General features: G+C 44.2%; 25 protein-coding genes and 1 tRNA gene. 14 read left to right on the top strand and 12 right to left on the bottom strand.

The window, feature by feature from the left end; translation table 11 throughout:
• Window positions 1-18: 18 nt before the first annotated feature.
• Both AC59JT_RS11580 and AC59JT_RS11575 read left to right on the top strand, forming a co-directional pair.
• Window positions 19-360, top strand: a complete 342-nt coding sequence (locus AC59JT_RS11580) for a protein tyrosine phosphatase (RefSeq protein ID WP_497398921.1) — start codon at window positions 19-21, stop codon at window positions 358-360.
• A gap of 9 nt (window positions 361-369) precedes the next feature.
• The gene (locus AC59JT_RS11575; RefSeq protein ID WP_497398919.1) at window positions 370-579 is read left to right on the top strand and encodes a hypothetical protein; all 210 of its coding nucleotides are present in this window, start codon (window positions 370-372) and stop codon (window positions 577-579) included.
• 2 nt (window positions 580-581) lie between these two features.
• On the opposite strand, the gene AC59JT_RS11570 is transcribed toward AC59JT_RS11575, so the two are convergent.
• The 5 genes from AC59JT_RS11570 to AC59JT_RS11550 are packed head-to-tail and all read right to left on the bottom strand — an operon-like array spanning window position 582 to window position 2,953.
• Window positions 582-1,046 (bottom strand): hypothetical protein, encoded by a 465-nt coding sequence (locus tag AC59JT_RS11570; protein ID WP_497398917.1) that lies wholly within the window; start codon window positions 1,044-1,046, stop codon window positions 582-584.
• Window positions 1,047-1,072: 26 nt separating this feature from the next.
• Window positions 1,073-1,297: a hypothetical protein gene (locus AC59JT_RS11565; protein WP_497398915.1), complete on the bottom strand. Its 225-nt coding sequence runs from the start codon at window positions 1,295-1,297 to the stop codon at window positions 1,073-1,075.
• Window positions 1,298-1,356: 59 nt separating this feature from the next.
• On the bottom strand, window positions 1,357-1,815 hold the full coding sequence (locus AC59JT_RS11560; RefSeq protein ID WP_497398913.1) for a hypothetical protein: 459 nt from the start codon (window positions 1,813-1,815) through the stop codon (window positions 1,357-1,359).
• Between the two features lie 12 nt (window positions 1,816-1,827).
• Complete coding sequence (locus AC59JT_RS11555) at window positions 1,828-2,475, bottom strand: hypothetical protein (protein ID WP_497398911.1); 648 nt, start codon at window positions 2,473-2,475, stop codon at window positions 1,828-1,830.
• Window positions 2,459-2,953 carry an RNA polymerase sigma factor gene (locus AC59JT_RS11550; protein ID WP_497398909.1) on the bottom strand — a complete coding sequence of 165 codons (495 nt, stop codon included), beginning with the start codon at window positions 2,951-2,953 and terminating at the stop codon, window positions 2,459-2,461. Before AC59JT_RS11550 ends, AC59JT_RS11555 begins: the two co-directional genes overlap by 17 nt.
• 261 nt (window positions 2,954-3,214) lie before the next feature.
• Here AC59JT_RS11550 and AC59JT_RS11545 point away from each other — a divergent pair, with 261 nt between their 5' ends.
• A complete protein-coding gene (locus AC59JT_RS11545; RefSeq protein ID WP_497398907.1) occupies window positions 3,215-3,619 on the top strand; it encodes an EVE domain-containing protein in 405 nt (134 codons plus the stop codon).
• 35 nt (window positions 3,620-3,654) lie between these two features.
• Here the strand turns inward: AC59JT_RS11545 and AC59JT_RS11540 are convergent, their stop codons facing one another.
• Entirely contained in the window at window positions 3,655-4,533 is an 879-nt protein-coding gene (locus AC59JT_RS11540) for a pepsin/retropepsin-like aspartic protease family protein (protein WP_497398905.1), read from the bottom strand.
• 3 nt (window positions 4,534-4,536) lie between these two features.
• Window positions 4,537-5,058, bottom strand: a complete 522-nt coding sequence (locus AC59JT_RS11535) for an acyl-CoA thioesterase (protein ID WP_497398903.1) — start codon at window positions 5,056-5,058, stop codon at window positions 4,537-4,539.
• 144 nt (window positions 5,059-5,202) lie between these two features.
• Between AC59JT_RS11535 and AC59JT_RS11530 the strand changes: the two genes are divergently transcribed.
• Window positions 5,203-5,775: a YceI family protein gene (locus AC59JT_RS11530; protein ID WP_497398901.1), complete on the top strand. Its 573-nt coding sequence runs from the start codon at window positions 5,203-5,205 to the stop codon at window positions 5,773-5,775.
• Between the two features lie 69 nt (window positions 5,776-5,844).
• On the opposite strand, the gene AC59JT_RS11525 is transcribed toward AC59JT_RS11530, so the two are convergent.
• Complete coding sequence (locus AC59JT_RS11525; RefSeq protein WP_497398899.1) at window positions 5,845-6,288, bottom strand: DUF2147 domain-containing protein; 444 nt, start codon at window positions 6,286-6,288, stop codon at window positions 5,845-5,847.
• Window positions 6,289-6,401: 113 nt separating this feature from the next.
• Here AC59JT_RS11525 and AC59JT_RS11520 point away from each other — a divergent pair, with 113 nt between their 5' ends.
• A complete protein-coding gene (locus AC59JT_RS11520) occupies window positions 6,402-6,938 on the top strand; it encodes a hypothetical protein (RefSeq protein ID WP_497398897.1) in 537 nt (178 codons plus the stop codon).
• Between the two features lie 88 nt (window positions 6,939-7,026).
• On the opposite strand, the gene tamL is transcribed toward AC59JT_RS11520, so the two are convergent.
• On the bottom strand, window positions 7,027-9,456 hold the full coding sequence (tamL, locus tag AC59JT_RS11515) for a translocation and assembly module lipoprotein TamL (RefSeq protein WP_497398895.1): 2,430 nt from the start codon (window positions 9,454-9,456) through the stop codon (window positions 7,027-7,029).
• On the opposite strand from tamL, the gene AC59JT_RS11510 reads away from it, so the two are divergent.
• From AC59JT_RS11510 to AC59JT_RS11500, 3 genes are all read left to right on the top strand, one after another.
• Window positions 9,447-10,196: a TrmH family RNA methyltransferase gene (locus AC59JT_RS11510; RefSeq protein WP_497398893.1), complete on the top strand. Its 750-nt coding sequence runs from the start codon at window positions 9,447-9,449 to the stop codon at window positions 10,194-10,196. The two genes, tamL and AC59JT_RS11510, sit on opposite strands and share 10 nt — an antisense overlap.
• A 49-nt stretch (window positions 10,197-10,245) precedes the next feature.
• Window positions 10,246-10,316: transfer RNA gene (locus AC59JT_RS11505), tRNA-Cys, on the top strand.
• Window positions 10,317-10,346: 30 nt separating this feature from the next.
• Window positions 10,347-10,520 carry a spore protein gene (locus AC59JT_RS11500; RefSeq protein ID WP_497398891.1) on the top strand — a complete coding sequence of 58 codons (174 nt, stop codon included), beginning with the start codon at window positions 10,347-10,349 and terminating at the stop codon, window positions 10,518-10,520.
• Window positions 10,521-10,978: 458 nt separating this feature from the next.
• Here AC59JT_RS11500 and tnpA read toward each other — a convergent pair whose 3' ends face one another.
• Entirely contained in the window at window positions 10,979-11,440 is a 462-nt protein-coding gene (gene tnpA / locus AC59JT_RS11495) for an IS200/IS605 family transposase (protein ID WP_497398889.1), read from the bottom strand.
• Window positions 11,441-11,464: 24 nt separating this feature from the next.
• Window positions 11,465-12,508, bottom strand: coding sequence for a quinone-dependent dihydroorotate dehydrogenase (locus tag AC59JT_RS11490; RefSeq protein WP_497398887.1), 1,044 nt, complete (start codon window positions 12,506-12,508; stop codon window positions 11,465-11,467).
• 150 nt (window positions 12,509-12,658) lie between these two features.
• Between AC59JT_RS11490 and AC59JT_RS11485 the strand changes: the two genes are divergently transcribed.
• The 3 genes from AC59JT_RS11485 to AC59JT_RS11475 all read left to right on the top strand — a co-directional run bounded on the left by AC59JT_RS11485 (window position 12,659) and on the right by AC59JT_RS11475 (window position 16,921).
• Entirely contained in the window at window positions 12,659-13,435 is a 777-nt protein-coding gene (locus AC59JT_RS11485) for an SGNH/GDSL hydrolase family protein (protein WP_497398885.1), read from the top strand.
• A 175-nt stretch (window positions 13,436-13,610) separates the two neighbouring features.
• On the top strand, window positions 13,611-15,536 hold the full coding sequence (locus AC59JT_RS11480) for an ABC-F family ATP-binding cassette domain-containing protein (protein ID WP_497398883.1): 1,926 nt from the start codon (window positions 13,611-13,613) through the stop codon (window positions 15,534-15,536).
• A 131-nt stretch (window positions 15,537-15,667) separates the two neighbouring features.
• Window positions 15,668-16,921 carry a type IX secretion system plug protein gene (locus AC59JT_RS11475; RefSeq protein WP_497398881.1) on the top strand — a complete coding sequence of 418 codons (1,254 nt, stop codon included), beginning with the start codon at window positions 15,668-15,670 and terminating at the stop codon, window positions 16,919-16,921.
• A 167-nt stretch (window positions 16,922-17,088) separates the two neighbouring features.
• Here the strand turns inward: AC59JT_RS11475 and AC59JT_RS11470 are convergent, their stop codons facing one another.
• On the bottom strand, window positions 17,089-17,952 hold the full coding sequence (locus AC59JT_RS11470; RefSeq protein ID WP_497398879.1) for an alpha/beta hydrolase: 864 nt from the start codon (window positions 17,950-17,952) through the stop codon (window positions 17,089-17,091).
• Window positions 17,953-18,059: 107 nt separating this feature from the next.
• Between AC59JT_RS11470 and AC59JT_RS11465 the strand changes: the two genes are divergently transcribed.
• The 3 genes from AC59JT_RS11465 (at window position 18,060) to AC59JT_RS11455 (ending at window position 21,404) form a co-directional block, all read left to right on the top strand.
• Window positions 18,060-19,730, top strand: a complete 1,671-nt coding sequence (locus tag AC59JT_RS11465; protein WP_497398877.1) for an ArnT family glycosyltransferase — start codon at window positions 18,060-18,062, stop codon at window positions 19,728-19,730.
• Between the two features lie 60 nt (window positions 19,731-19,790).
• A complete protein-coding gene (locus tag AC59JT_RS11460; protein ID WP_497398875.1) occupies window positions 19,791-20,435 on the top strand; it encodes an HAD family hydrolase in 645 nt (214 codons plus the stop codon).
• A gap of 306 nt (window positions 20,436-20,741) precedes the next feature.
• Window positions 20,742-21,404 carry an MBL fold metallo-hydrolase gene (locus AC59JT_RS11455; protein WP_497398873.1) on the top strand — a complete coding sequence of 221 codons (663 nt, stop codon included), beginning with the start codon at window positions 20,742-20,744 and terminating at the stop codon, window positions 21,402-21,404.
• Window positions 21,405-21,558: the final 154 nt, after the last annotated feature.

Raw genomic sequence — 21,558 nt, 5'->3', positions numbered from 1 at the left:
TAGCTATCTTTACACCTAATGACCAGACCCAACCTGTTAGTAATTTGCGGTAAAAACAAGCGCCGCAGCCGCACCGCCGAACATATTTTTAAAAACGATAACCGCTTTAACATCCGCTCGGCCGGCCTTAGCCCTAAAAGCGACAGGAAGATATCTGAGAACGACCTGAACTGGGCCGACCTGGTGCTGGTAATGGAAACAGACCATCGCGCCAAGATCAAAGAACTGTACAGCTTTATGCAACTACCCAAAATTGAGGTGCTGTTTATTGCCGACGAATATGAGTTTATGGATGAAGAACTGGTTGTTTTGTTAACGGATAAGATCAATCAATCGGTAGATAGCAACTATAGTATTTGATAACCGGCCATGAAAAATATCATCATCTCCCTGGCGTTTTTGTTTGTTTGGCTTTTTGCGGTTAGTGTTTGGGTAGTTGGTACGCATGGGCATATCCGCTTTAGGCCGCATATGGTCGAGGATTGGGCTTTTGCGTTGTTTACACTAGCTTCGTTTATGTTGTTTTTATTCTTTTTGGTGCGACAGCTAAGAGTTGGTAAAAAAAGCAATTCAGTTTAGCCTTACATCGCCCCCGCCATTGCCGAAACATAATAATTAGCCGAATAAGTAGCCAGCAGAACCAATAATATATCCTGCGGCTTAACATCGTAAGCGATGCTATAGTTATAGTTGAATTTCGACCAGTTAAAATCAGGATCTAATAGCATTATTTTTTGTCCTTCGTTATCCTCCACAACGTACTTATTCAGGAAAGTGCCGGTTGCTTTTAATATATATTCCTGCCCATTTTGATAGGAGATTACGATATGGCCTTTCCAGTTCATTTGCATTGTAGCAACTTCAACGTCGTTCTTAGTGACGGACATCGCGGTGCTAAAAAAGCCGGTCGGGGTAATTACGTATTGATCATTACCCACAGTAGCATTGGCTTTGTATGACAGTAAACCTTCATAGCTTATCTGCCCTAATTTTGCTGAACCATCAATAAGTTCAAATAGTTTGGTATTGGTACATTGAATTTCCATGATACTTAAGTTTAGTGTTGTTGTCTTTATATTCCTGTTTCCGCTTCTTCTTCTGCGCGCTGTTTTTTCAGTTGTGCAGGTAATGTGCCCCAAATAAACAGTAAGTGAGCGGTCGCCGCGCCGGTTAGCAGTAAAAATATCTCGCTAAATCTGTCTTTAAGTGTTAAAGCGCAACCAATAATTGTAAAGCCCCAGATCAATGCACTTGCTATGATGTAATAGGTAAGTACGGTTTTGTTGTTCTTTTTCATGTTTTGAGATTTTTAATTGATTTTGATATATAGTGGTTTTTGTGGTATGATGATGCCTTTTATTTAATTTCGATATTTAATTGCCGCCCTTCATCTAAAGCTTTTTTATCCATCGCCGAACCTAGTGCTATCCCCATGATCAAACCAAAAGCGATGCCTATTCCTATTAATCCCATATTGCCTACACTTATTCCAAAAGCAACTCCAATGCCCGATCCAAAAGATATACCTAAAGCTAATCCAAGGTTACGGTAATAATTTTCGGGTATTATTTTATGTGCCTTTTCAACCAATTTTAGCATTTTGGTTTGCTTCTGTTTTACTAATCTCCTTAAATCATTACCTGTGAGTGTCGTAGAATTCAACTCTACGATATCCTGATTAATAGATTCGATGATGCGTAGCGATAATTGCTTTTTTCTTAATTCACCTAGCAATTCTCCAAGTTGAATGTAGCTTTTGCTGAGTTTAATGTTGTCAGAGATATTTTGTCTTTCTCTTAGTTCAATGATGTTCATGTCGTTTTGTTTTTAATGTTTAGAAGCTAACTTTTCCATTTCGGCAATAGTTTCTTCCAGTTTTTGTAGTACCCTTCCATAAAATAACCGCACATCCCACCTGTATATCCTGCCCGAAAAGTAGGATATTACCAGGGTGGCCACGCCTATGATAATGAGTACGAATAATGGCATATTGCCGATATACATTAACTCGGGAAACCTTTGAGGTACTTTAGCTGCCAGCGGGGTTTTATTCCATGATGCCCATACCGTACTCACAGCTATCAAAAAATAGAGCGGATAGGAAAAACGTAGTACTTTTTCGCCTCTCACCAGGGCATCGGTAAGTAAGCTGTTGAACGATTGCAGATAGTCAAGGCTGTTTGCGCCTTGGTCCAGCGTTTTAATTTTTTGTTTCTGCAATAAGCTGTACCCTATGGTTAGCAAAAGCAGGGCAGATGTGGCTATTCCTTCCCAAATAAAATCCAGGTAATAATACCAGATAGGGAAAAGTACGGCCATTGCCACAAGCATAATGATATTCATCCGGTACATGCTTTTCAGTTTTTCGACCAGGTGGATAGATTTTTGGTTGTACAGATCATTAATTTGAGGGGCGATCATGTTCTTCTCATCCAGGAAGCCCTCTTTCCATATCATTTCAATTGATTTTGTCATCGAGTATTTTTTTTAAACGTTCTTTAATTCTGTTTACGCGCACACCAATGTTGTTGGCATTGGTGCCCAGTATCTCGGCAATTTCCTGGTATGATTTTTCTTCCAGGTACAACAGGATAACCGCCCTGTCAACCTCTGATAAGTGCTTGATAGCAACATATAACTGGTTTAGCCCTTCGTTTGCAAAAGCCCTGTTTTCGGTTGTTATTACATCAGGCAAAACATCCGAAGTAAAATAGGCTTGTCCCTTGTTTTTCTGCTTTTTAAGCAGCGTAAGGCATACGTTCAGCGATACTCGGTAAACCCAGGTTGACCATTGACATTGCTCGCGGAAACTATCTTTACTTCTCCAGATTTGCAGGCACACCTCCTGGTAATAATCCTCAAAATCTTCCTGCGAATTGGTGTAGGCCCTGCAGATCTTGATGATGATTGCCGAAAAAGGTAAAATTGATATCCGGTAAAAATCTTTACTCACTTTGTTTGTTTTTGCCTCTTGTCATAATTTGTTCAAGATAAGATACGAAATGCATTATCAGTTTAACATTGTACTTTCAACAGTTAGTGGCCCGATTTGGAAAACATTACACCCTGTTATAATTTTTTTCTTTTTTTTCTTGCGCTCGTTTGCAACGAGTGCTTAACATGGCACTGGCGATTGCATCGCCCACAGCAATTTTCGCCTTTACAATCTCACCACTTTTTTACACCTTTACCGCTATAAAATTCTACAATCAACATGCAACATTGGCTCGTAAAATCAGAACCTTTTAAATACAGCTGGGAAAAATTTAACCAGGATGGCCGTACCTTTTGGGATGGCGTGCGCAACTACCAGGCCCGCAACAACCTGCGCGAAATGAAGGAAGGCGATCTGGTGCTGTTTTACCACAGTAACGAAGGGAAGGAAATTGTAGGCATTGCCAAAGTTGTAAAAGAACACTACCAGGACCCCACCACTACCGACCCGAACTGGCTGGTGGTTGAGCTTTCGCCCGTACAATCGCTCAATAAACCTGTAACGCTTGAGCAGATAAAAAAAGACGAATTTTTAAAAGATATAGGTTTAATACGCCAGGGCCGTTTATCGGTAATGAGTATTAAACGCGAGGAGTTTGACAGGATATTGGAGTTGGGGAGTTAGGTTGGTGGTATTTGTTAGTTGATCAATTACGTTTATTACTCCAAATACAACATGCTTTTGCTGTAATCTATGGTAAACTTGTAATTTTTTAACACACCGCCGCCAATACTACCATCAATATCAGTCTGACTAAAGCCGCCCGTTTTCGCCATCGGCACGCGGGACGGTACGGCGCTTAAAGATGCTTGCCCCATAGTAAGTTTGTTTAAAACAAAAGTGCGGGCATATACAGGGCCGCCAATGCCATAGCCGGTTATGGTAGTATCAGATAAAGTGTAACGGGTTTTAATGTGCTGTTTATCGGCATAGTGGTTAAAAACGGTTAATGCCGTGCGGTCGCCGGTATCCATAATTAAAAAAGCTTCCTTACCATCAATAGCTGCTTTTATGGCGGGGATGTGGCCATATTGTAAAACGAAAGGAATTGCACCTACAGCTTTGTAGGTATCAAAAAAGTTTATTTTAGCAGCCTTATAATCAAACTGCACCACGTAATTACGCATAAAGTTGTAGCCAATTACGCCGTCGAGGTAGGGGAGTTTCAGTTTGTTTTTTATTTCGGATACGTCAATAACACTAAAACGCTGGTTGATCATAGCAGCAGCGCCAATACGTGCGGTGCCCAGATTACAGGTCCAGCTTTTAACCTGGTTAGCGCCGGCGCCGCCTTGCAGCCCTGCATCAAATAACTTGAGGTTTAGTGTCCTGGCCGTTTGCAGATCAAGCAGGTTAATGGCCCCGCAATCCAGCATAAAATGAAATTTTTTACCCTTGATATCGATATTGATAAACGGGCGGTTATCAACTAATTTAAACGGGATAGAAAATGTTGGTTTGTTTTGAGCAGCTACATTATTTTGTTTACCGATAACCATCAGGCAAATTAAAATAATGGTGCTAAAAACCTGTTTCATCGCTTATTGCTCAGCGTTAAAAAACAGCGCCTTCAACTCCGTCGCTTCATCAGCCTTCATTTTACCACCCAATATCAAACGTAACTGTCGGCGGCGCAGGGCACCGTTATAAAGCTCGGTTTCGTAATCGGTATCGGGGATGAGTTCGGGTACGGTAACTTTATTACCGTCGGCATCAAGTGCGACAAAAGTGTAATAGGCTTCGTTGCTTTTTACTAAAGTGGCCGATGGTATGTTTTGCGCATACACATCCAACCTAACCTCAACCGAAGTATTAAAAGCCCGGGTAACTTTAGCTTCAATGGTTACCACATCGCCCAGTTTGATGGAATGCTTAAAGGATACATTATCAACCGAAGCCGTTACCACAATGCGGTTACAATGTTTTTGTGCCGATATGGCTGCGGCTATGTCCATCCAGTGCAGCAGGCGCCCGCCCATCAGGTTGTTAAGCGTGTTGGTATCATTGGGTAATACCAGTTCGTTCATAATGGTTAACGAGTCTACAGGGCGTTTTGATTTCATAGTATGTAAATGCATTTTGGTAAATATACAATTATTGGCATATTGCCGGCGTTAAAACAGCAAAGCCATCCAAAAGTCATATAATAAATGTTTAAACATTTATATAAAAATCTGTTTACATTTGCATCACAAAATACACACGACATGAAAAAAACAATCATCACTTTAGCCGTAGCATTATTAGCCACCGCTACTACTTTTGCCCAAAGCACCTGGAAAAACGATAAGGCGCACTCAAACTTAAAATTTACCATTACCCACATGGCGGTATCAGAAGTTGAAGGCGTATTTAAAGATTTCGACGCGACCATCGTTAGCAGCAAACCCGATTTTAGCGACGCTAAATTTACCCTGGTTGCCAAAACCGCATCTATCAACACCGAAAACGAAAAACGCGACGGCCACCTTAAAAGCCCCGACTTTTTTGACGCTACTAAATACGAAACCATGAACTTTACCAGCACTGCGGTTACTAAAGCAGGCGCTAACAAATACAAAGTTACCGGCAACCTAACCCTGCATGGCGTTACTAAACCGGTTACCTTAGATGTTTGGTACCGTGGCACCATTAAAGGCCAGGGTGGTAAAGAAGTTGCAGGTTTTAAAGTAACCGGCGAGATCAAACGTTCTGACTTTACCTTCGGCCCTAAATTTACTTCACCTGTATTAGGCGACGAAGTACAAATTTTGGCTAACGGCGAGTTTAGCAAAGCATAAGCAAAGCTTTAAAAAAAGAAAAGCGGCCCAATTTGGGCCGCTTTTTTCGTTTCAAATTATGACTAATGACTAGTTCACTCTATTAAGCACCATTTCCTTCCCGATAAACTTCACTTTCCAGTAGCCGTTAAGTAGCAATTGGTCCTTGTTTTTGAGGGTGGCGGCGGCGTTCCATTCTTTGCCAGTTTCGGCTACGTATATTTTGCCTTTTTCCCAGGTGTTGTTTTTTGCATCGTATTGCAGGCCGTATAGTACATCCATACCAATTAGCTTGCGGTTTCGCAGGGCAGGGCTGGGGTTGTGCTTGTCGGTCCACTCATCCATGGCTTTGCTTTGGTCCTTGTTTTTAAACCATAGCATTTTGCCTTTGTAGGTATTACCGTCGCGATAAATTTGTATGGTGATGGTTTTTTCGGCGGATGTCCATTTGCCGCATATGGCGTCGGGATCATTATTGGTAGCGGGTATAGCATTCAATCCCGCCAGGAAAAAAACAAACAGAAATTTAAACATGGTAGATATGGTAAAATTTTTGCCTGCCTAATTAAAACAAGCCGGCACCAAAGTAAGATTATAATAACTAATTTTAGTGCGGGTTGTTTAATAATTATCAACCTCGCTATCCTATGAAAAAAGTAATACTGAGCGTTTTTGCCTTTATGCTGGCAAACCTGGCCCTGGCCGATACCGTACACGTAAATAATTTTGTGGTGAAGGAAAACCCCTTCGCGCAGGACGAAGTAGCCATCGTGGCCACCGATTCGACCGACAACAACAACATCCGCGAAGCGGTAGAGGGCTTGTTTAGCTTCACCATAAACGGTTTCCAGGAAACGCTGAAGTTTGACAAGGGTACGGCATTTTATCACCGCAAACTGGATAAATCAAGCTTCTTTTACGTAAAACATGTTAACGACGAAGGCACCCATGCCAGCCTGTACTACATTTACAAACACGATGGCAAACTAAGCCCCATACGCATAAGCTGGCTGCTGTTGATAGGCATACCCATAGCATTGGTATTACTGGGCTATATGTTTAAAAGGTTTATCATCATCGCCATTGTCATCTTCTGTATATTCCTATACTTCAATCACCATAACGGATTAAACCTGTCAACTTTCTTCGAGAGTATACTGTACGGATTGAAAGGGCTGTTTTGATGTGCGTATATGCAGATGTGCAAATTTAATAAATTGTATAGCTAGATTAGCATCTGCACATCCACGTATCTGCATATCTGCACATCCACTAAAACGGCATCCCTATACCAAAGTTCAACTGCATAAAGCCGTAATCTTCGCGATTGTTTTGCTGATAGGCGCGTTTAAAGGCGCCCGGACGAAACATTTCGTTGCCGTATTTAAACAGCACCCATTGGTCTGAGCCAGAGAACTGTGGGTCTTTAACCTTAAAGGCCGCGTCAAGTCGGAACACGAAAAAGCTTAGGTCAAAACGTAAACCCGTACCCACGCCAATAGCGGTTGACGGCAATAGATTATTCATCCTGAATTCGCCGTTAGGGCTTTCGGGTTCTTTGCGCAATCGCCATACGTTACCTGCATCAACAAACACGGCACCTTTTAATATCGACCCAAAAAAGTTATTTACCAGTTTATAACGATACTCGGCATTGGCCACAATTTTTACCTCGCCAAACTGATCGATGTATTTTAGGCGGGTACGCAAAATGTCACCGCTTGAAGGTACATCGGCCTGGTTAGGTACATCATAGGTGCCCGGCGGACCGTAAGCTGTAGCACGGTTAAACTGGCCGGGGCCCAGGGTGCGGGGTAGCCATGCGCGCATATCGTTAGCGCCACCGGCATAAAAGTTTTTTTCAAATATCAGTTGCCTGCTGTTACCATAAGGTATACCAACACCGGCGTTTAACCTGAAGATGAACTGGCGTTCGCCCCCAAGTGTACGGTAAATGCGCAGGTCAACTTCTGTTTTGGTATATTGGGCAAAGGCATAGCCAAATATTTTACGCTGACCCAACGTATCGCGCTGCGTGTTAAAAATATTGCTGGCTGCCGATAGCATATTACCGCCGATATCCAAAAAGCCGCGGAAGTATATAAAATTGGCATACTTATTTAACTGGTTACCGTTTACCTGGTAGGTGTACTGGCTACCCGTTGTAAATATGGTACGACCGATAAGATAAATATATGAAAAACGGTTCTGCGCTTCTAATTGCCGGCGCGCCCCGGTATCAATAGATCCTTTTGAAAATTCGATACTGATAGGTGTTACACTGTGCAGTTTATTGGCAGTTTCGGCAAACTCATAGGTAACCGAGTTAACAAAGCTGGTACGTTCAACCAGGTCCTTCTGGAAAAACAGCGAGTAGTTGGTAGAGAATGTAGTATGCGGTACCCCATATTTGCCCGGCTGCCGCCAGTTAAACGGCGATATGATACGAGGGTATGATAAGCTTACACCTATCTTAAAATCCTGGTTCTGCACGCCGCGGGTGCCGGTATTACCTATATTATACAAAACGCTATAATTAAGTTTTACCTGTAAAGCCGCGGCCTGCTTAAATATGTTTCGGTTGGTAAAGGTGTTGCCAATATTATAGCCATAGCGGCCGTTGGCAAACAAAAACTCGCCCTCCACGCGATCACTCATTTGTTTTAAGGGCACAATGTCAAAGCGCATATTTAAGCGGTTGGTACTATCGGCTGTTTTAGTGTAGGTAGGGTTGGGCACGTTACGGAACACGTTGAGTTCTGAAAGGCGCGAGGTAGTCAGCGTTTGCAGATCCGAGTTGAATATCTCTCCTTTTTTCTGGAAAATATAGTCGGTAACAGTATGCGGTTTAAACTTGCCCGAGTAGTCGACAAATGTAAATTGGCTATCAACCTTTAATGTATCAGGATTAGGTACAGCCGGTAACCTGCCAAGGCTGTCGGCTTCGGTTCGGCCACGGCTATCTGATATGGTTATAAGCGTATTGTTAATTTTATAAATAGGGTGTTTGGTTTTACCCGGCGGGTTATCAATAATTACACGCAGGTCAACCACGCTGCTGTTATAGGTCGAGTCGTAACTATAATTAATATACTGCCTGTAAAAATCAAAATAGCCGTTACGGCGCATCACCTGGTAAAAGGCATCACGGTCATAAGCTACGCTATCAGTATCAAAACGGCCGCCGGGCTGCAGGTGCGAAAATATAGGCCGCGAGGCGCGATAAAGCGCACGTACCGGGTAATCGGCAATACTGTCATCAATCTTACGTATCTTGAATAATGGCCCCTCGTCAGTGCTGAATATCAGTTCGGCGCGTTTCTTTTTTATGCTGATGCTATCAGTAACCTTAGCTTTTAAATAGCCTTTACTTTGTATGTAACGCTCAATCTGTATGCGCGAAAACTCCACCAGGTTGCTGTCCAGTATGGCAGGCGGCTCGCCCACATTGCGCTTGCCGTTTTTGCTAAATAGTAAGTAAAACTGCAGGTTAATTACGTTGTTGGGTTGTTGTTGTTTATCAACGTAATTTACAGCGGTTTCGGCAAACTGCTCATCCATGCCCTTAATGGTAATTTTGCGTACCAGGGATTGATTAGGCCCAAGCTTTCGGGTTAAACTACAACCCGAGCCTATAATGAGCAGAAGAATACTTAATATTGTAAGGCGGTAAATATTAGTTTCAGTACTATATGCTTTCAAAATCTCAGATCAGTTTATTACAGTCTTTACAACATAAAAAATTCCGTAAGGAACATGGCGTGTTCCTGGTAGAGGGCCTAAAATCGGTAAGCGAATTCATTAATTCGGCCTACCAGGTTGATGCTATTTACTATACGCCCGCAATAGCCCCAAAATTGCTTAAATTATTGCATAAAATAAACTCTGTTGAAATATCATTAACCATTCTGGAGAAAATAAGTTCATTAAAAACGCCACAAGATGTAATTGCAGTAGTTAAAATACCGCAATGGCCCGTTTTAAACAAGCTGGCGCTGAATAAAAAATTCTCGCTGGTCCTGGATGGAATACAAGATCCGGGCAATATGGGCACCATTATCCGCACCGCGGATTGGTTTGGTTTTGATAATATTATCTGCTCGGAAGATTGTGTGGAGGTGTATAACCCCAAAGTAGTACAGGCTACCATGGGCTCGCTGTCGCGGATAAATGTGCATTATACTAGTATTAGGGAGGTGATTCAGTCATCCGGCTTGCCAGTTTATGGCGCATTGTTGGATGGCGAGAATATTTATAACACCGATTTTGGCAACGAAGGCCTGGTGGTAATGGGCAACGAAGGCAACGGCTTAAGTGCTGAGGTTAAGGCTTTAGTGAACAAAGCTATCACCATACCAAGGGCCGGCGAGGCCGAATCATTGAACGTTGCGATAGCTACCGCGATATTTTGTTCAGAAATAAAGCGAAATAAGCTAAAATAAATATTGCCTTGCAATAAATAATTACTATTTTTGCCACCTCATTAAAAATGGTCGGGTGGCCGAGTGGCTAGGCAGAGGTCTGCAAAACCTTTTACAGCGGTTCGAATCCGCTCCCGACCTCGAGGTTGAAAACATTAAATAACATTAATCATGGGCGTAACACGTTTAAAAAGAAAAGATAGAAGAAACAAAACTTTCTCACGTTTAGAAGTACAGTTTCTTAAAAATGCAACTAACCTGGAGCCGGGAAGCCGCTCTCACGAAGCAAAAGGTAACCAAATAGCAAAAAACAATGCTGCTTTGGCTATCGCTGCCGCTAAATAATTAGCCGTTAGTTTTATGATATTAAAGTCCTGTTGGTGTTTACCGGCGGGACTTTTTTTGTTGCGCGGGATTGCGTGGGTTGATGGTAATGGGCGATTGCATGTTGGTCCATACGAGGCACCTACGGAGCCTTGGTGTATGGTTTAATATTGCTATAAACACGTGGCTCCTATGGAGCCTTTTTTGTTTCGTTGGCGTTCTATAAACACGATGCTCCTATGGAGCGCTTGTTTAATGGTTAAAGTTATGCTGCGTGCCAAGTGGCTGCAGCGCAGCCCCGTGTTTATAGGAAACGTGTAGAGACAGGTGTTCGGCTCCGTAGGTGCCGCGTAACGCCGTTAGGTCAAATGTTGCGAAGTGGATAGCATGTTACGCGCCAAGTGGCTGCAGCGCAGCCCTGTGTTTATAGAAAATTTATACAGACAAATGTTAGGCTCCATATGTGCCGTGTAAAACTCTTAATCTAAAAAATCAAACACGTATCGTTCATCAAACGCAATATCAAATTTCTTTAACAAACCTAAATATTCGTCCTTGAACGTTTTCTTTTGATGATGTATTTCCTGATTTAGCACATATTTAACTACTGCATCAATATGCGAATGCGAATAAGAAAATACACCATATCCTTCTTGCCAACCAAATTTTCCCATCACCCATTTTTTACTGGTGATAAATTCATTACTCTGCACTTTGACCTCCTTCACAAAATCCGAGATCAAAATATTGGGTTTTAAACCTATAAAAAGATGTACATGGTCTGGCATGCAATTAATGGCGAGCATTTTTGCACCACGTGCCTGTACCAAAGAGGTAATGAATTTATGCAGTTCTTCTTTATGCTCTGGCGGAATCGAACTTTGCCGATTTTTAACCGCAAAAACAAACTGCAGATAGATCTGCGAAAAGGTGTTGGCCATACCATAAATATAGCAAACTATAAATTACTTAGCCGCCAGCAACTTCTTATTAATAGCTCCAATCAATCCCGGGCCTTCATAAATAAAACCGGTATACAGCTGCACCAATGATGCACCAGCCTTTAATTTCTCCAAAGCATCCGCGGGCGAATGTATACCACCCACGCCAATGATAGGGAACGAATGTTTTGATCTATCCGCCAGGTAACGGATAACCTCGGTAGAACGTTTAGTAAGCGGTAAACCGCTTAAACCGCCGGCCTCGGCTTTAAGGGCCTCTTTTGAAAGCGAACTCTTATCAATAGTAGTATTAGTAGCAATAACGCCCGATATCCCGGTATGCACCACAATATCCACAATGTCATTTAACTGATCGTTGGTCAGATCAGGTGCTATTTTAAGCAGTATAGGGCGGCGCTCTTTGCGTTTGTTGTTGCGTTGCTGCAGGGTGTTTAAAATATGCATCAGCGGCTCTTTTTCCTGCAGGGCGCGCAAGCCCGGGGTGTTGGGCGAGCTTACATTCACCACAAAATAATCAACCACATCAAACAGCCGATCAAAGCATTTAATGTAATCGTTTATCGCTTCCTCGTTAGGTGTGTTTTTATTTTTTCCGATGTTGCCACCGATGATAAGCCCTTTATGCGCTTCAGGCTGGTTGGCACGATATGCTGCAATTCGCTCAGCCAAAACATCAACCCCTAAATTATTAAAACCCATGCGGTTGATGATCGCGCCATCGGCAGGGCTTCTAAACATGCGTGGTTTAGGGTTGCCGGGCTGGGGTAGGGGCGTTACTGTGCCTACTTCAACAAAGCCAAAACCCATGTTCGCCATTTCGGCAATCATTTCGCCATTTTTATCAAAGCCCGCGGCAAGGCCAACCGGGTTTTTAAATTTAATGCCGAAAACTTCGCGCTCTAAACGCGGATCGTTAACCTCCCATATGGCCCTGCTTAATGCCGCGCCACCCGGGAAACGGTTAAAGCGCTTCAGGTTGCGGGTTACAAAATAGTGAACGGCCTCGGGGTCAAAGCTAAAAAGTATGGGTTTAAGTAACGAATACATAAGCGCAAAGGTAATAGTAATTTTATGGAAAATTACCTACCTAAAATTCAAACAATAACTATATTAGCACAACTCTACGGTTAGACAAACCAACTAACCTTAATAGCCATTTTGTGTATTTAACCTATAAAATAAACCACAGTATCAATTATGAGTGAAAATTCATCTAACCGTCGCAGTTTTATAAAACATGCTTCAATAGGCACATTAGCGGCCATCAGCATCCCGGCAATTGTTCAGGAAGCTATGGCATCGGCCCCTAAAGGCAAAAAAGTAAGTATTGAAAAAGGCGATGTCATCCTGTTCCAGGGCGATTCGATTACCGACTCTGGTCGTGGTAACCGCAATGCGTGGTCGCCAAATAACAATGGTGCTATGGGTAACGGCTATGCTTTGATAGCTGCCAGCCAGTTATTATTGCAAAACCCGGATAAGGACCTGAAAATATACAACAAAGGCATCAGCGGTAACAAGGTGTACCAACTGGCCGAGCGCTGGGATGCCGATGCTTTGGATATTAAACCAAACATATTAAGCATACATATTGGTGTGAACGATTACTGGCACACGCTTAACGCCACCAATCCATACAAAGGCACTATCGAAACCTACATAGGCGACTACCGCAAACTGCTTGACCGCACTAAAACTGCCCTGCCAAATGTGAAGCTGATATTGTGCGACCCGTTCGGTGTACGCGGCGTACGTGCCGTTACCGATGCATGGTATCCGGCATTTGATAAATATCGCGAAGCTGCGTTCAATCTGTCGAAAGAGTACGATACACCATTTGTATCTTACCAGGCGGCGTTTGATAAAGCTATAACCAAAGCCCCGGCCGCTTACTGGACAGGCGACGGTGTGCATCCATCGATAGCAGGTGCTGCGCTAATGGCAGAGACCTGGTTGCAGGCGGTGAAGGGATAGCTTTTGGTCCATGGTCCATAGTTGATAGTCCATAGTTTGTGGTATTGATGAGATATTAAAAGCGTGTTGGCTATTGTCGACACGCTTTTTGCTTTTGAAAGGCTCCTATCACCAATCAACCAATCACTAATCTCCGCTTTCAAGCCCCGCTTAAAAACCGTACCTTTGCGGCCAAATGATTGCTATTAACAACCTTACGTTCGAGATCGGTGCGCGGGCATTATATGATGAAGCTAACTGGCACATTAAACCCGGTGAGAAAATAGGCCTCATAGGCGCTAACGGAACCGGAAAAACCACCCTTTTAAGAATAATTACCGGGGAGTATAAACCCACATCGGGCACCATATCAATGGCTAAGGACCTCACCATGGGTTACCTTAACCAGGATCTGTTGTCGTACTCGTCTGATAAAAACATCGTCCACGTGGCTATGGAAGCTTTTGAGCGCCAAAACCAACTGCACGATGAGATAGAGTTGCTGCTCAAAAAACTGGAAACAGATTACACCGAAGACCTGCTGCACAAGCTAAGCGACAAGCAAAGCGAGTTTGAAGCGCTTGACGGTTATAACATTGAATACAAAGCACACGAAATTTTAGCCGGTTTAGGTTTTAGCGATGCTGATTGTCAGCGCAAGCTAAGCACTTTTTCGGGTGGATGGCGCATGCGCGTGATGCTGGCCAAGATATTGTTACAGGCACCTGATATCCTGCTGCTGGATGAGCCTACCAACCACCTGGACTTACCATCCATACAATGGCTGGAAGATTACCTGAAAGCGTTTACCGGCGCCATCATCATCGTATCGCACGATAGATGGTTTTTGGATAAGGTAATTAACCGCACGGTTGAGTCGCGCAAAGGCAAGTTGAACGTTTATGCGGGTAATTATACTTTTTATTTAGAAGAGAAAGCTCTTCGCGCCGAAATTCAGCGTGGCGAGTTTAAAAACCAGCAATCAAAAATCAAGCAGGAAGAACGTTTGATCGAGCGTTTCCGTGCCAAGGCCTCTAAAGCAAAGATGGCGCAATCGCGTATCAAAATGCTGGATAAAATGGAGCGTGTGGAAGATGTGGATGATGATAACCCCGAGGTTAACTTCAGCTTTAAATTCAGCAAGCAGTCGGGCCGTCACGTGGTAACGCTGGAGCACATCACCAAAAAATACCCGGCAATAGATATTTTAGACGAAGCCGAAGCCATTATTGAAAAGGGCGACAAAATTGCCTTGATAGGTGCCAACGGTAAAGGAAAATCAACCCTGCTGCGTATTGTGGCGGGTGCCGATAAAGAGTTTGAAGGTAAGGCTATTACCGGTCATAACGTTTCGCAAACCTTCTTCGCGCAGCACCAGTTGGAAAGCTTGCACCTGGAGAACCAGATCTTGCAGGAGCTGCAATCCTTCGCGCCGAGACATAGCGAAACGGAATTAAGATCGATACTCGGTTCATTCCTGTTTACCGGCGATGACGTGTTTAAAAAGATCAAGGTATTATCGGGTGGCGAGAAATCGCGCGTCGCGTTAGCAAAGGCACTGACTGCCGATGCCAACTTCCTGGTACTGGATGAGCCTACCAACCACCTTGACATGGCCTCGGTTAATATTTTGATACAGGCCTTGCAACAGTATGAAGGTACGGTGATCGTGGTATCGCACGACAGGTATTTCCTGGATAATGTAGCCAACAGAATATGGTTTATTGAAGATCAAAAGATCAAATCATACCCGGGTACTTACCAGGAATACGAAGAGTGGGCCGCAAAACGCAAACTTGATCCTAAAGTATCCGCACCTGCACCTCAACCAAAAAAAGAAGAGAAAAAGCCTGAGCCGGTTAAGCAAACACAGCCATCGGCCAACAATGCCCAGCGATTAAAAAAGCTGAACCAGGACCTGGCTAAAACAGAAGAGCAGATAGCCGTTTTAGAAACGTCGGTAAAAGATATAGAGGCCCAACTGGCCGATGAGCAAGTATATAACGATAGCGCCAAGCTTAATAGCACCAACGCCGCATACGCCCAAAAGAAAGATGAATTAACAAAAATTCAGCAGAAATGGGAAGAACTAGCCGAGCAAATTATGGAGCTGGAAGCGTAGTCCACAAAATGCGTCATAGCGAGCGCAGCGTGGCTATCCCCTTGAGAATGGTGAACGCTTTGCAAGTCTCAAGGGGATTACGACGCTCGTTCCTCTCTCGTAATGACGTGCTTTTTGATTAATATTGCATTATGAGGAAATTCGCCATCATCATAACGCTGCTGTTCATCGCCATAACAAGCCATGCGCAGCCCTACACCAATAATGTGTTTGATCCCGGCATTCGCAGTGTAGAATTTTATAATACCAACAAAGAAGCCTCATTTCCTATCATCATACTTAAATCAAACGAACAGGTACAACTGGCTTTTGATGACCTGGCCGGTGGCAGGCGCAATTTTGCTTACACTATTCAACACTGCGACAGCCAGTGGAACCCCTCGAACATCAACACCAACGATTACCTGCAGGGGTTTCGCGATGACCGGATCATTGAATACGTTTACTCAACGGCCACCATCCAAAAGTACACCCACTACCAGGTAAGGCTGCCTAACGAAAACATCAGCCCCAAAATAGCGGGCAATTATGTGTTAAAGGTTTATGAGGAAGGTTCGCCGGATAAAGTGATATTAACCCGTCGGATGTATGTTATAGGTACTAAGGTAAACATTGCAGCTGAAGCTGTGGCTTCAAGCAACGTGCCACTAAGGCAGCATAATCAGAAACTGAATATCACCGTTACATCTACAGGGGCGCCGCTGCAAAACCCCAACTCTGATATTCGTGTGTTGGTGATGCAGAATGAGCGGCCAGAGACAGGGCAATATAACATACGCCCAACCTATGTGCGCGGCAATCAACTAGTTTATAATGATGTGAGTTATTTTGATTTTGCGGGGCTGAACGAGTTCAGGCATTTTGATACGCGTACCCTCAAAGTACCCGGCGACCACGTGGGTCGAATCTATCGCGATACTGCCAATACCGTACTACTATTGACTGATCCCTCGCGTAACCTGCCCAATTATTCGTTTTCGTTTGATAATGATGGTCGTTTCTATATCCTCAACCGTGACGGTGATGACCCGCGCCGCGATGCAGATTACGCGCATATGTACTTCTCGCTGTTTGCCAATAAAAACCCGGCAGGAGGCTCGGCACACGTTATAGGCAAGTTTAACGACTACCGCATTGATGCCCGCAGCAAACTGGACTATGAACCCACAAAAGGCCTTTTTTTTACCGACCTGCTGCTGAAACAAGGTGTGTACGACTTTATGTATGTATGGGTGGATAAGAGCGGGAAGGTGGATGACGTTGCTTTTGAAGGCTCTTACTTCGAAACCGAGAATGAATACCAGGTACTGGTTTACTTCAAACCGCCTAATGCCCGCTGGGAAGAGCTGGTAGGGTATAGGGTGGTGACTACGCAGAAGAAGTAGGTGACCCCACCCAACCCTCCCCAAAGGGGAGGGCTTTAATTAGCATGTTGGATAGAAATTATAAAAAACACACAGGGCTTTCCATTTGGAAACCCTGTGTGTTTAACAACCAGAAAGTCAAAAGCCCTCCCCCTCGGGGAGGGTTGGGAGGGGGGATGGGGTTGTGTTTAATACTGATGAAACGCATCCGATACAAAGGCCAAAACCTTTGGCAATGCGGCGCGCCAGTAGGTCCAGGTGTGGCCACCGTCGCGGGTGCGGTATTCGTGCTCAATCATTTTTTTGCGCATGGCGATGTGCAGCAGCGCGTTGCCTTCGTATAAAAAGTCGTCGTCGCCGCAGTCAATGTACCAGCGTACGGCTTTCTTTTGTGTTTCGGGCATGTTGTTTACCAGGGCAATGGCGCTATGGCGATTGAAATAGTTGGTGATGGTAGAGTCGGCCGCGTTTGGTGCATTACGGGCAGCCGTTTTCTTGTAATCTTCCAGGCTTAATGGTCCAACAGCCGCGCTTAATGGGCAGGCTGAGGAGAACATTTCAGGATGATGCAGCGCGTACATCAGCGTACCGCCGCCACCCATAGACAGGCCTGCAATGGCGCGTGAGCGTTTTTCTTTTTTGGCGCGATACTTTTGTTCGATGTAGGGCACTAGTTCTTTAAAAAAGAAATCCTCGTAGTTCCAGTCGCCTTTAATATCGTTAAAATAACCACGCCGACCGGTATCTGCATCGGGCATTACAATGATCATGGGGGTGGCGGTGCCATCTGCGACCGAAGCATCGGCAATATGCAGCACTTCGCCAAATTGTACCCAGCCGGTCTGGTTATCGCCTGATCCGTGCAGCAGGTATAATACCGGGTAGCTGCGGCCCGAAGTTTCATAATCAGGTGGCAGGTAAATAGCAAATTTGCGTTCGCTTTTTAATATTTTGCTGGTTAGCGAAAGGTTATCATAAACCTTGCCCGACTGCGCCAAAAGCGCTGCGGGACTCAATAACATTGCCAGGGCGGCAATAAATAATTTCTTCATAACAGGTTTTAAAGTTTATGTGGTTAGGCCGGGTGATATCGGCATTATAAATTTAATATAAAAAATCAGTAAGGGGCAATACAAAACTCTGCTTACCTTTACCACACATGACAAATGCCGAGCCCACCATTGCTAACCGCTGGTTATACCTTTTTATAGGGATGGCCGTTCTGGTTAATTTTAGCGGCTTATTTGTGCCGATAATGGCACCGGACGGTGCCCTGTACGCCACCATTGCCAAAACAATGGCGCAACGTAACAATTATGTTGAACTCTTCTCGTACGGTACGGATTGGTTGGATAAACCCCATTTCCCGTTTTGGATGGCGGCGTTTTCGTTTAAACTGTTTGGTATCAATACCTGGGCCTATAAGCTGCCCGCCATACTATTTTTGCTGATGGGCGCATGGTACACCTACCTGTTTGGCAAGGCGCTTTATAACAAGCAAATTGGCTTATGGGCCGTGCTGATATTGTTAACGGCGCAGCACATCATTCTCTCCAATATGGACGTGCGCGCCGAGCCTTATTTAACAGGTTTGATCATCGCGGCGGTTTATCATTTGTATAAAGCCAACAATATTGACAGCTATTGGCAATTGTTATGGGGATGCCTTTTTACTGCCTGCGCCATCATGACCAAGGGAATGTTTGCCCTTATAACCATCGGCGGGGCCACTGTAGGGCATTTGCTGATCACCAGGCAATGGAAGAAGCTCGTTAATATGAAATGGCTGATAGGTGTTGTGTTGGTGTTGATATTTATCCTGCCGGAGATCTATTGCCTGTACGTGCAGTTTGATGCCCATCCCGAGAAACTGGTTTTTGGTACGCACGGCGTATCTGGCATTAAATTCTTTTTTTGGGATAGCCAGTTCGGGCGTTTCTTTAATACTGGTCCCATTAAAGGCCATGGCGATCCATCTTTCTTTCTGCATACCGCTTTGTGGGCGTTTTTGCCTTGGTCCTTGTTGATGTTCGCGGCAGTGTTTCAATTTATTAAGAAGGGTAAGGACAAGGTGCAGGCTACCGAATGGTATTGCATTAGCGGGGCTTTGTTAACATTCCTGCTGTTCTCGGCATCTAAGTTCCAGCTGCCGCATTATTTAAATATTGTGTTTCCGTTCTTCGCCATTATTACGGCGCAGTACCTGTATCATGTTAAGTTGGAGGGCAGTATTAAAGCCATCAGCACCACGCAGACAATAATTTTTATGTTATTGCTGCTGGTGATAGAGAGTCTTCACCTTTTTTATAAACCCGAAACATTCACTTTTGCCATAGGTGCTGTTCTAGCCTTATTACTTTTTGTCTTTTTAATACTACCTTACCTGATAGTACTAGAAACGATTCCCAAGCTGATTTTGCGTACAGCGCTGATTGCTTTCATTGTTAATATTTATCTTAACCAGGTATTTTATTCCTCTTTACTAAAATATCAGGCAGGCAGCGAAGCCGGTATGTGGATCAATGAGCATAACCCTCAAAGCCTCCCGGTGGTGCAAACTGATGAGGATTTGATATGGCCGTTGGAGTTTTATAATAATACGCCTGTGAGTTTGTTAAATGCTAAAGGTGAAGGTAAGCTGCCTGAAGGTAGGTTTATATTTTATGGCACCGCGAAATTGCTCGGCGAACTAAAAAGCAAAGGCTGGCAGATGCAGACCTTGAAAACTTTTGACAGATATTGGATAAGCCGGTTAAAACCTGCTTTTTTAAATAAGGCGACGAGGGGGAAAGAGTTGACTAAGATGGAAGTGGTGGTGATAACCCGTTAGAGACTTACGAAGTTTTAGAAACTTCGTAAGTCTACACCTAAAACCCTACTTTTGCCGCCAATGAATACTTCACTGAAAAATACTTACGACAGCATTATATTTGATTTAGATGGCACCCTTTGGGACAGCTCGGCCAATGTAACGGTGGCCTGGCAATCGGCTAAAGAGCAGGTTGATTATATCAAGGAGGATTTTACCCGAGAAAAGATCCACTCCATAACCGGCCTTACCTACAAAGCTATTTTTGAAACCCTGCTGCCATACCTTACCGATGAGCAGCGCGAACATTTTAAAGCCATAGCGGGCAAAGCCGAACTCGATATCCTCCACAAAACGGGCGGCGACCTGTATGCCGATCTGGAAACTACACTGCAATACTTATCAGCCAAATACAAACTATATATCGTCAGCAATTGCCAAAACGGCTACATCGAAATGTTCTTCGCCACCAGCGGACTGGAAAAATATTTCCTGGGTCACCAATGCTATGGCACCAAGAGCATGCCTAAAGCCGATAATATTAAAGACATTGTAATAGATCATCACCTGCAGGCCCCGGTTTATGTGGGCGATACCATGGGCGACTACAACGCCGCCGCAACTGCCGGTGTGCCTTTCATTTTTGCATCGTACGGTTTTGGTAAGGTTGAACAAGGGCAGGTAGCTACTATTAATGGGCTGAAGGAGTTGACGGGGCTGCTTTAACGACCTCTTCCTAAATCCCTCTTCAAAGGAGAGGGACTTTGATGAGCATGATGAATTTGGCGGAAAAGACTTCTCACCCTCTTTCCGCCGAAGGCGAAGAGATGGTGGTCCAGCGAAGCGTAGACCGGGTGAGTCTGCCGCGTTAAGGATTGGAGCGGATACCGGTCCCCACAGCTGTGGGGATGGCTAAGGCCCCGCGCAGTATGAGCGTAAAGCCTGACCCGAAGGGGAACGCCCTTATAAGGTTATACGCCACCAAACTTTTCCCTCCCAAAAAGGTTATCAATTTCATAATTTGCACCCGTTATGAAAATTTCAAAATACCTGCATTCGTGTTTATTGTTTGAGTTGGATGGGCATAAGCTGCTGATAGATCCCGGTAAATTTTCGTTTGCCGAGGGGCTGGTTTCGGTTGATACATTCACCAAGGTGAACAGTATCATCATCACCCACGTGCATCCCGACCACCTGGATGTGGATATACTAAAGCAGATAACAGGCCTTAGCGGTGCCCGCGTTTATACTAACGAGCAGGTTGCCGCGGTTTTGGCGAGGGAGGAAGTTAATTGCACGGTTTTGAATGAGGATACCCATTGGATCGGTCCGTTTAAGATACAGGCCTTTAATGTAGCCCACGAGCCTATTTTGGATAACCTGCCACCGCAGATGCTGGGGTTTTTGATAAACGATAAAGTGCTGCACCCGGTAGATTCGATGGAAGACGCTTTGCTGAAATATGAAGGCGTTGAATTGCTGTTGATGGTAACCATGGCACCCTTTGCCAACGAGCTGCGCATAACAGGTTTTGCCGATCAGCTTAAGCCTAAACAGATTTTGCCTGTGCACGATGGCTATGCCAAGGAGTTTTTTATTAACCAACGTTACGAGGCTTACACCAAACACTTTGATAAACTGGGCATCCGGTTTCACAACATTTATAAGCCGGGAGATAGTATAACGATTGAATAGTTATGAGTGCTAAGAACGCTCAGTAGGAGCACCGTGTTTATAGCAACATGATCAAAATATTCCAGAATCCGTAGGAATCACGTGTACCTAACGGAGCCTTTTCGTTTAGTGTTTTTTCTATAAATACGGAGCCCCGACGGGGCTTGCAGTGGGG

The organism is Mucilaginibacter sp. A3364, from assembly GCF_059690715.1.
Note: the sequence above shows the minus strand (reverse complement) of the source record. Positions and strands in the feature narration are given on the sequence as shown.

What these genes read in the sequence shown, in the direction of transcription:
- AC59JT_RS11580 (WP_497398921.1), top strand. Translation starts at nt 19, where the DNA reads ATGACCAGACCCAACCTGTTAGTAATTTGCGGTAAAAACAAGCGCCGC.
- AC59JT_RS11575 (WP_497398919.1), top strand. Translation starts at nt 370, where the DNA reads ATGAAAAATATCATCATCTCCCTGGCGTTTTTGTTTGTTTGGCTTTTT.
- AC59JT_RS11570 (WP_497398917.1), bottom strand. Translation starts at nt 1,046, where the DNA reads ATGGAAATTCAATGTACCAATACCAAACTATTTGAACTTATTGATGGT.
- AC59JT_RS11565 (WP_497398915.1), bottom strand. Translation starts at nt 1,297, where the DNA reads ATGAAAAAGAACAACAAAACCGTACTTACCTATTACATCATAGCAAGT.
- AC59JT_RS11560 (WP_497398913.1), bottom strand. Translation starts at nt 1,815, where the DNA reads ATGAACATCATTGAACTAAGAGAAAGACAAAATATCTCTGACAACATT.
- AC59JT_RS11555 (WP_497398911.1), bottom strand. Translation starts at nt 2,475, where the DNA reads ATGACAAAATCAATTGAAATGATATGGAAAGAGGGCTTCCTGGATGAG.
- AC59JT_RS11545 (WP_497398907.1), top strand. Translation starts at nt 3,215, where the DNA reads ATGCAACATTGGCTCGTAAAATCAGAACCTTTTAAATACAGCTGGGAA.
- AC59JT_RS11540 (WP_497398905.1), bottom strand. Translation starts at nt 4,533, where the DNA reads ATGAAACAGGTTTTTAGCACCATTATTTTAATTTGCCTGATGGTTATC.
- AC59JT_RS11535 (WP_497398903.1), bottom strand. Translation starts at nt 5,058, where the DNA reads ATGAAATCAAAACGCCCTGTAGACTCGTTAACCATTATGAACGAACTG.
- AC59JT_RS11530 (WP_497398901.1), top strand. Translation starts at nt 5,203, where the DNA reads ATGAAAAAAACAATCATCACTTTAGCCGTAGCATTATTAGCCACCGCT.
- AC59JT_RS11525 (WP_497398899.1), bottom strand. Translation starts at nt 6,288, where the DNA reads ATGTTTAAATTTCTGTTTGTTTTTTTCCTGGCGGGATTGAATGCTATA.
- AC59JT_RS11520 (WP_497398897.1), top strand. Translation starts at nt 6,402, where the DNA reads ATGAAAAAAGTAATACTGAGCGTTTTTGCCTTTATGCTGGCAAACCTG.
- AC59JT_RS11510 (WP_497398893.1), top strand. Translation starts at nt 9,447, where the DNA reads ATGCTTTCAAAATCTCAGATCAGTTTATTACAGTCTTTACAACATAAA.
- AC59JT_RS11500 (WP_497398891.1), top strand. Translation starts at nt 10,347, where the DNA reads ATGGGCGTAACACGTTTAAAAAGAAAAGATAGAAGAAACAAAACTTTC.
- tnpA (WP_497398889.1), bottom strand. Translation starts at nt 11,440, where the DNA reads ATGGCCAACACCTTTTCGCAGATCTATCTGCAGTTTGTTTTTGCGGTT.
- AC59JT_RS11490 (WP_497398887.1), bottom strand. Translation starts at nt 12,508, where the DNA reads ATGTATTCGTTACTTAAACCCATACTTTTTAGCTTTGACCCCGAGGCC.
- AC59JT_RS11485 (WP_497398885.1), top strand. Translation starts at nt 12,659, where the DNA reads ATGAGTGAAAATTCATCTAACCGTCGCAGTTTTATAAAACATGCTTCA.
- AC59JT_RS11480 (WP_497398883.1), top strand. Translation starts at nt 13,611, where the DNA reads ATGATTGCTATTAACAACCTTACGTTCGAGATCGGTGCGCGGGCATTA.
- AC59JT_RS11475 (WP_497398881.1), top strand. Translation starts at nt 15,668, where the DNA reads ATGAGGAAATTCGCCATCATCATAACGCTGCTGTTCATCGCCATAACA.
- AC59JT_RS11470 (WP_497398879.1), bottom strand. Translation starts at nt 17,952, where the DNA reads ATGAAGAAATTATTTATTGCCGCCCTGGCAATGTTATTGAGTCCCGCA.
- AC59JT_RS11465 (WP_497398877.1), top strand. Translation starts at nt 18,060, where the DNA reads ATGACAAATGCCGAGCCCACCATTGCTAACCGCTGGTTATACCTTTTT.
- AC59JT_RS11460 (WP_497398875.1), top strand. Translation starts at nt 19,791, where the DNA reads ATGAATACTTCACTGAAAAATACTTACGACAGCATTATATTTGATTTA.
- AC59JT_RS11455 (WP_497398873.1), top strand. Translation starts at nt 20,742, where the DNA reads ATGAAAATTTCAAAATACCTGCATTCGTGTTTATTGTTTGAGTTGGAT.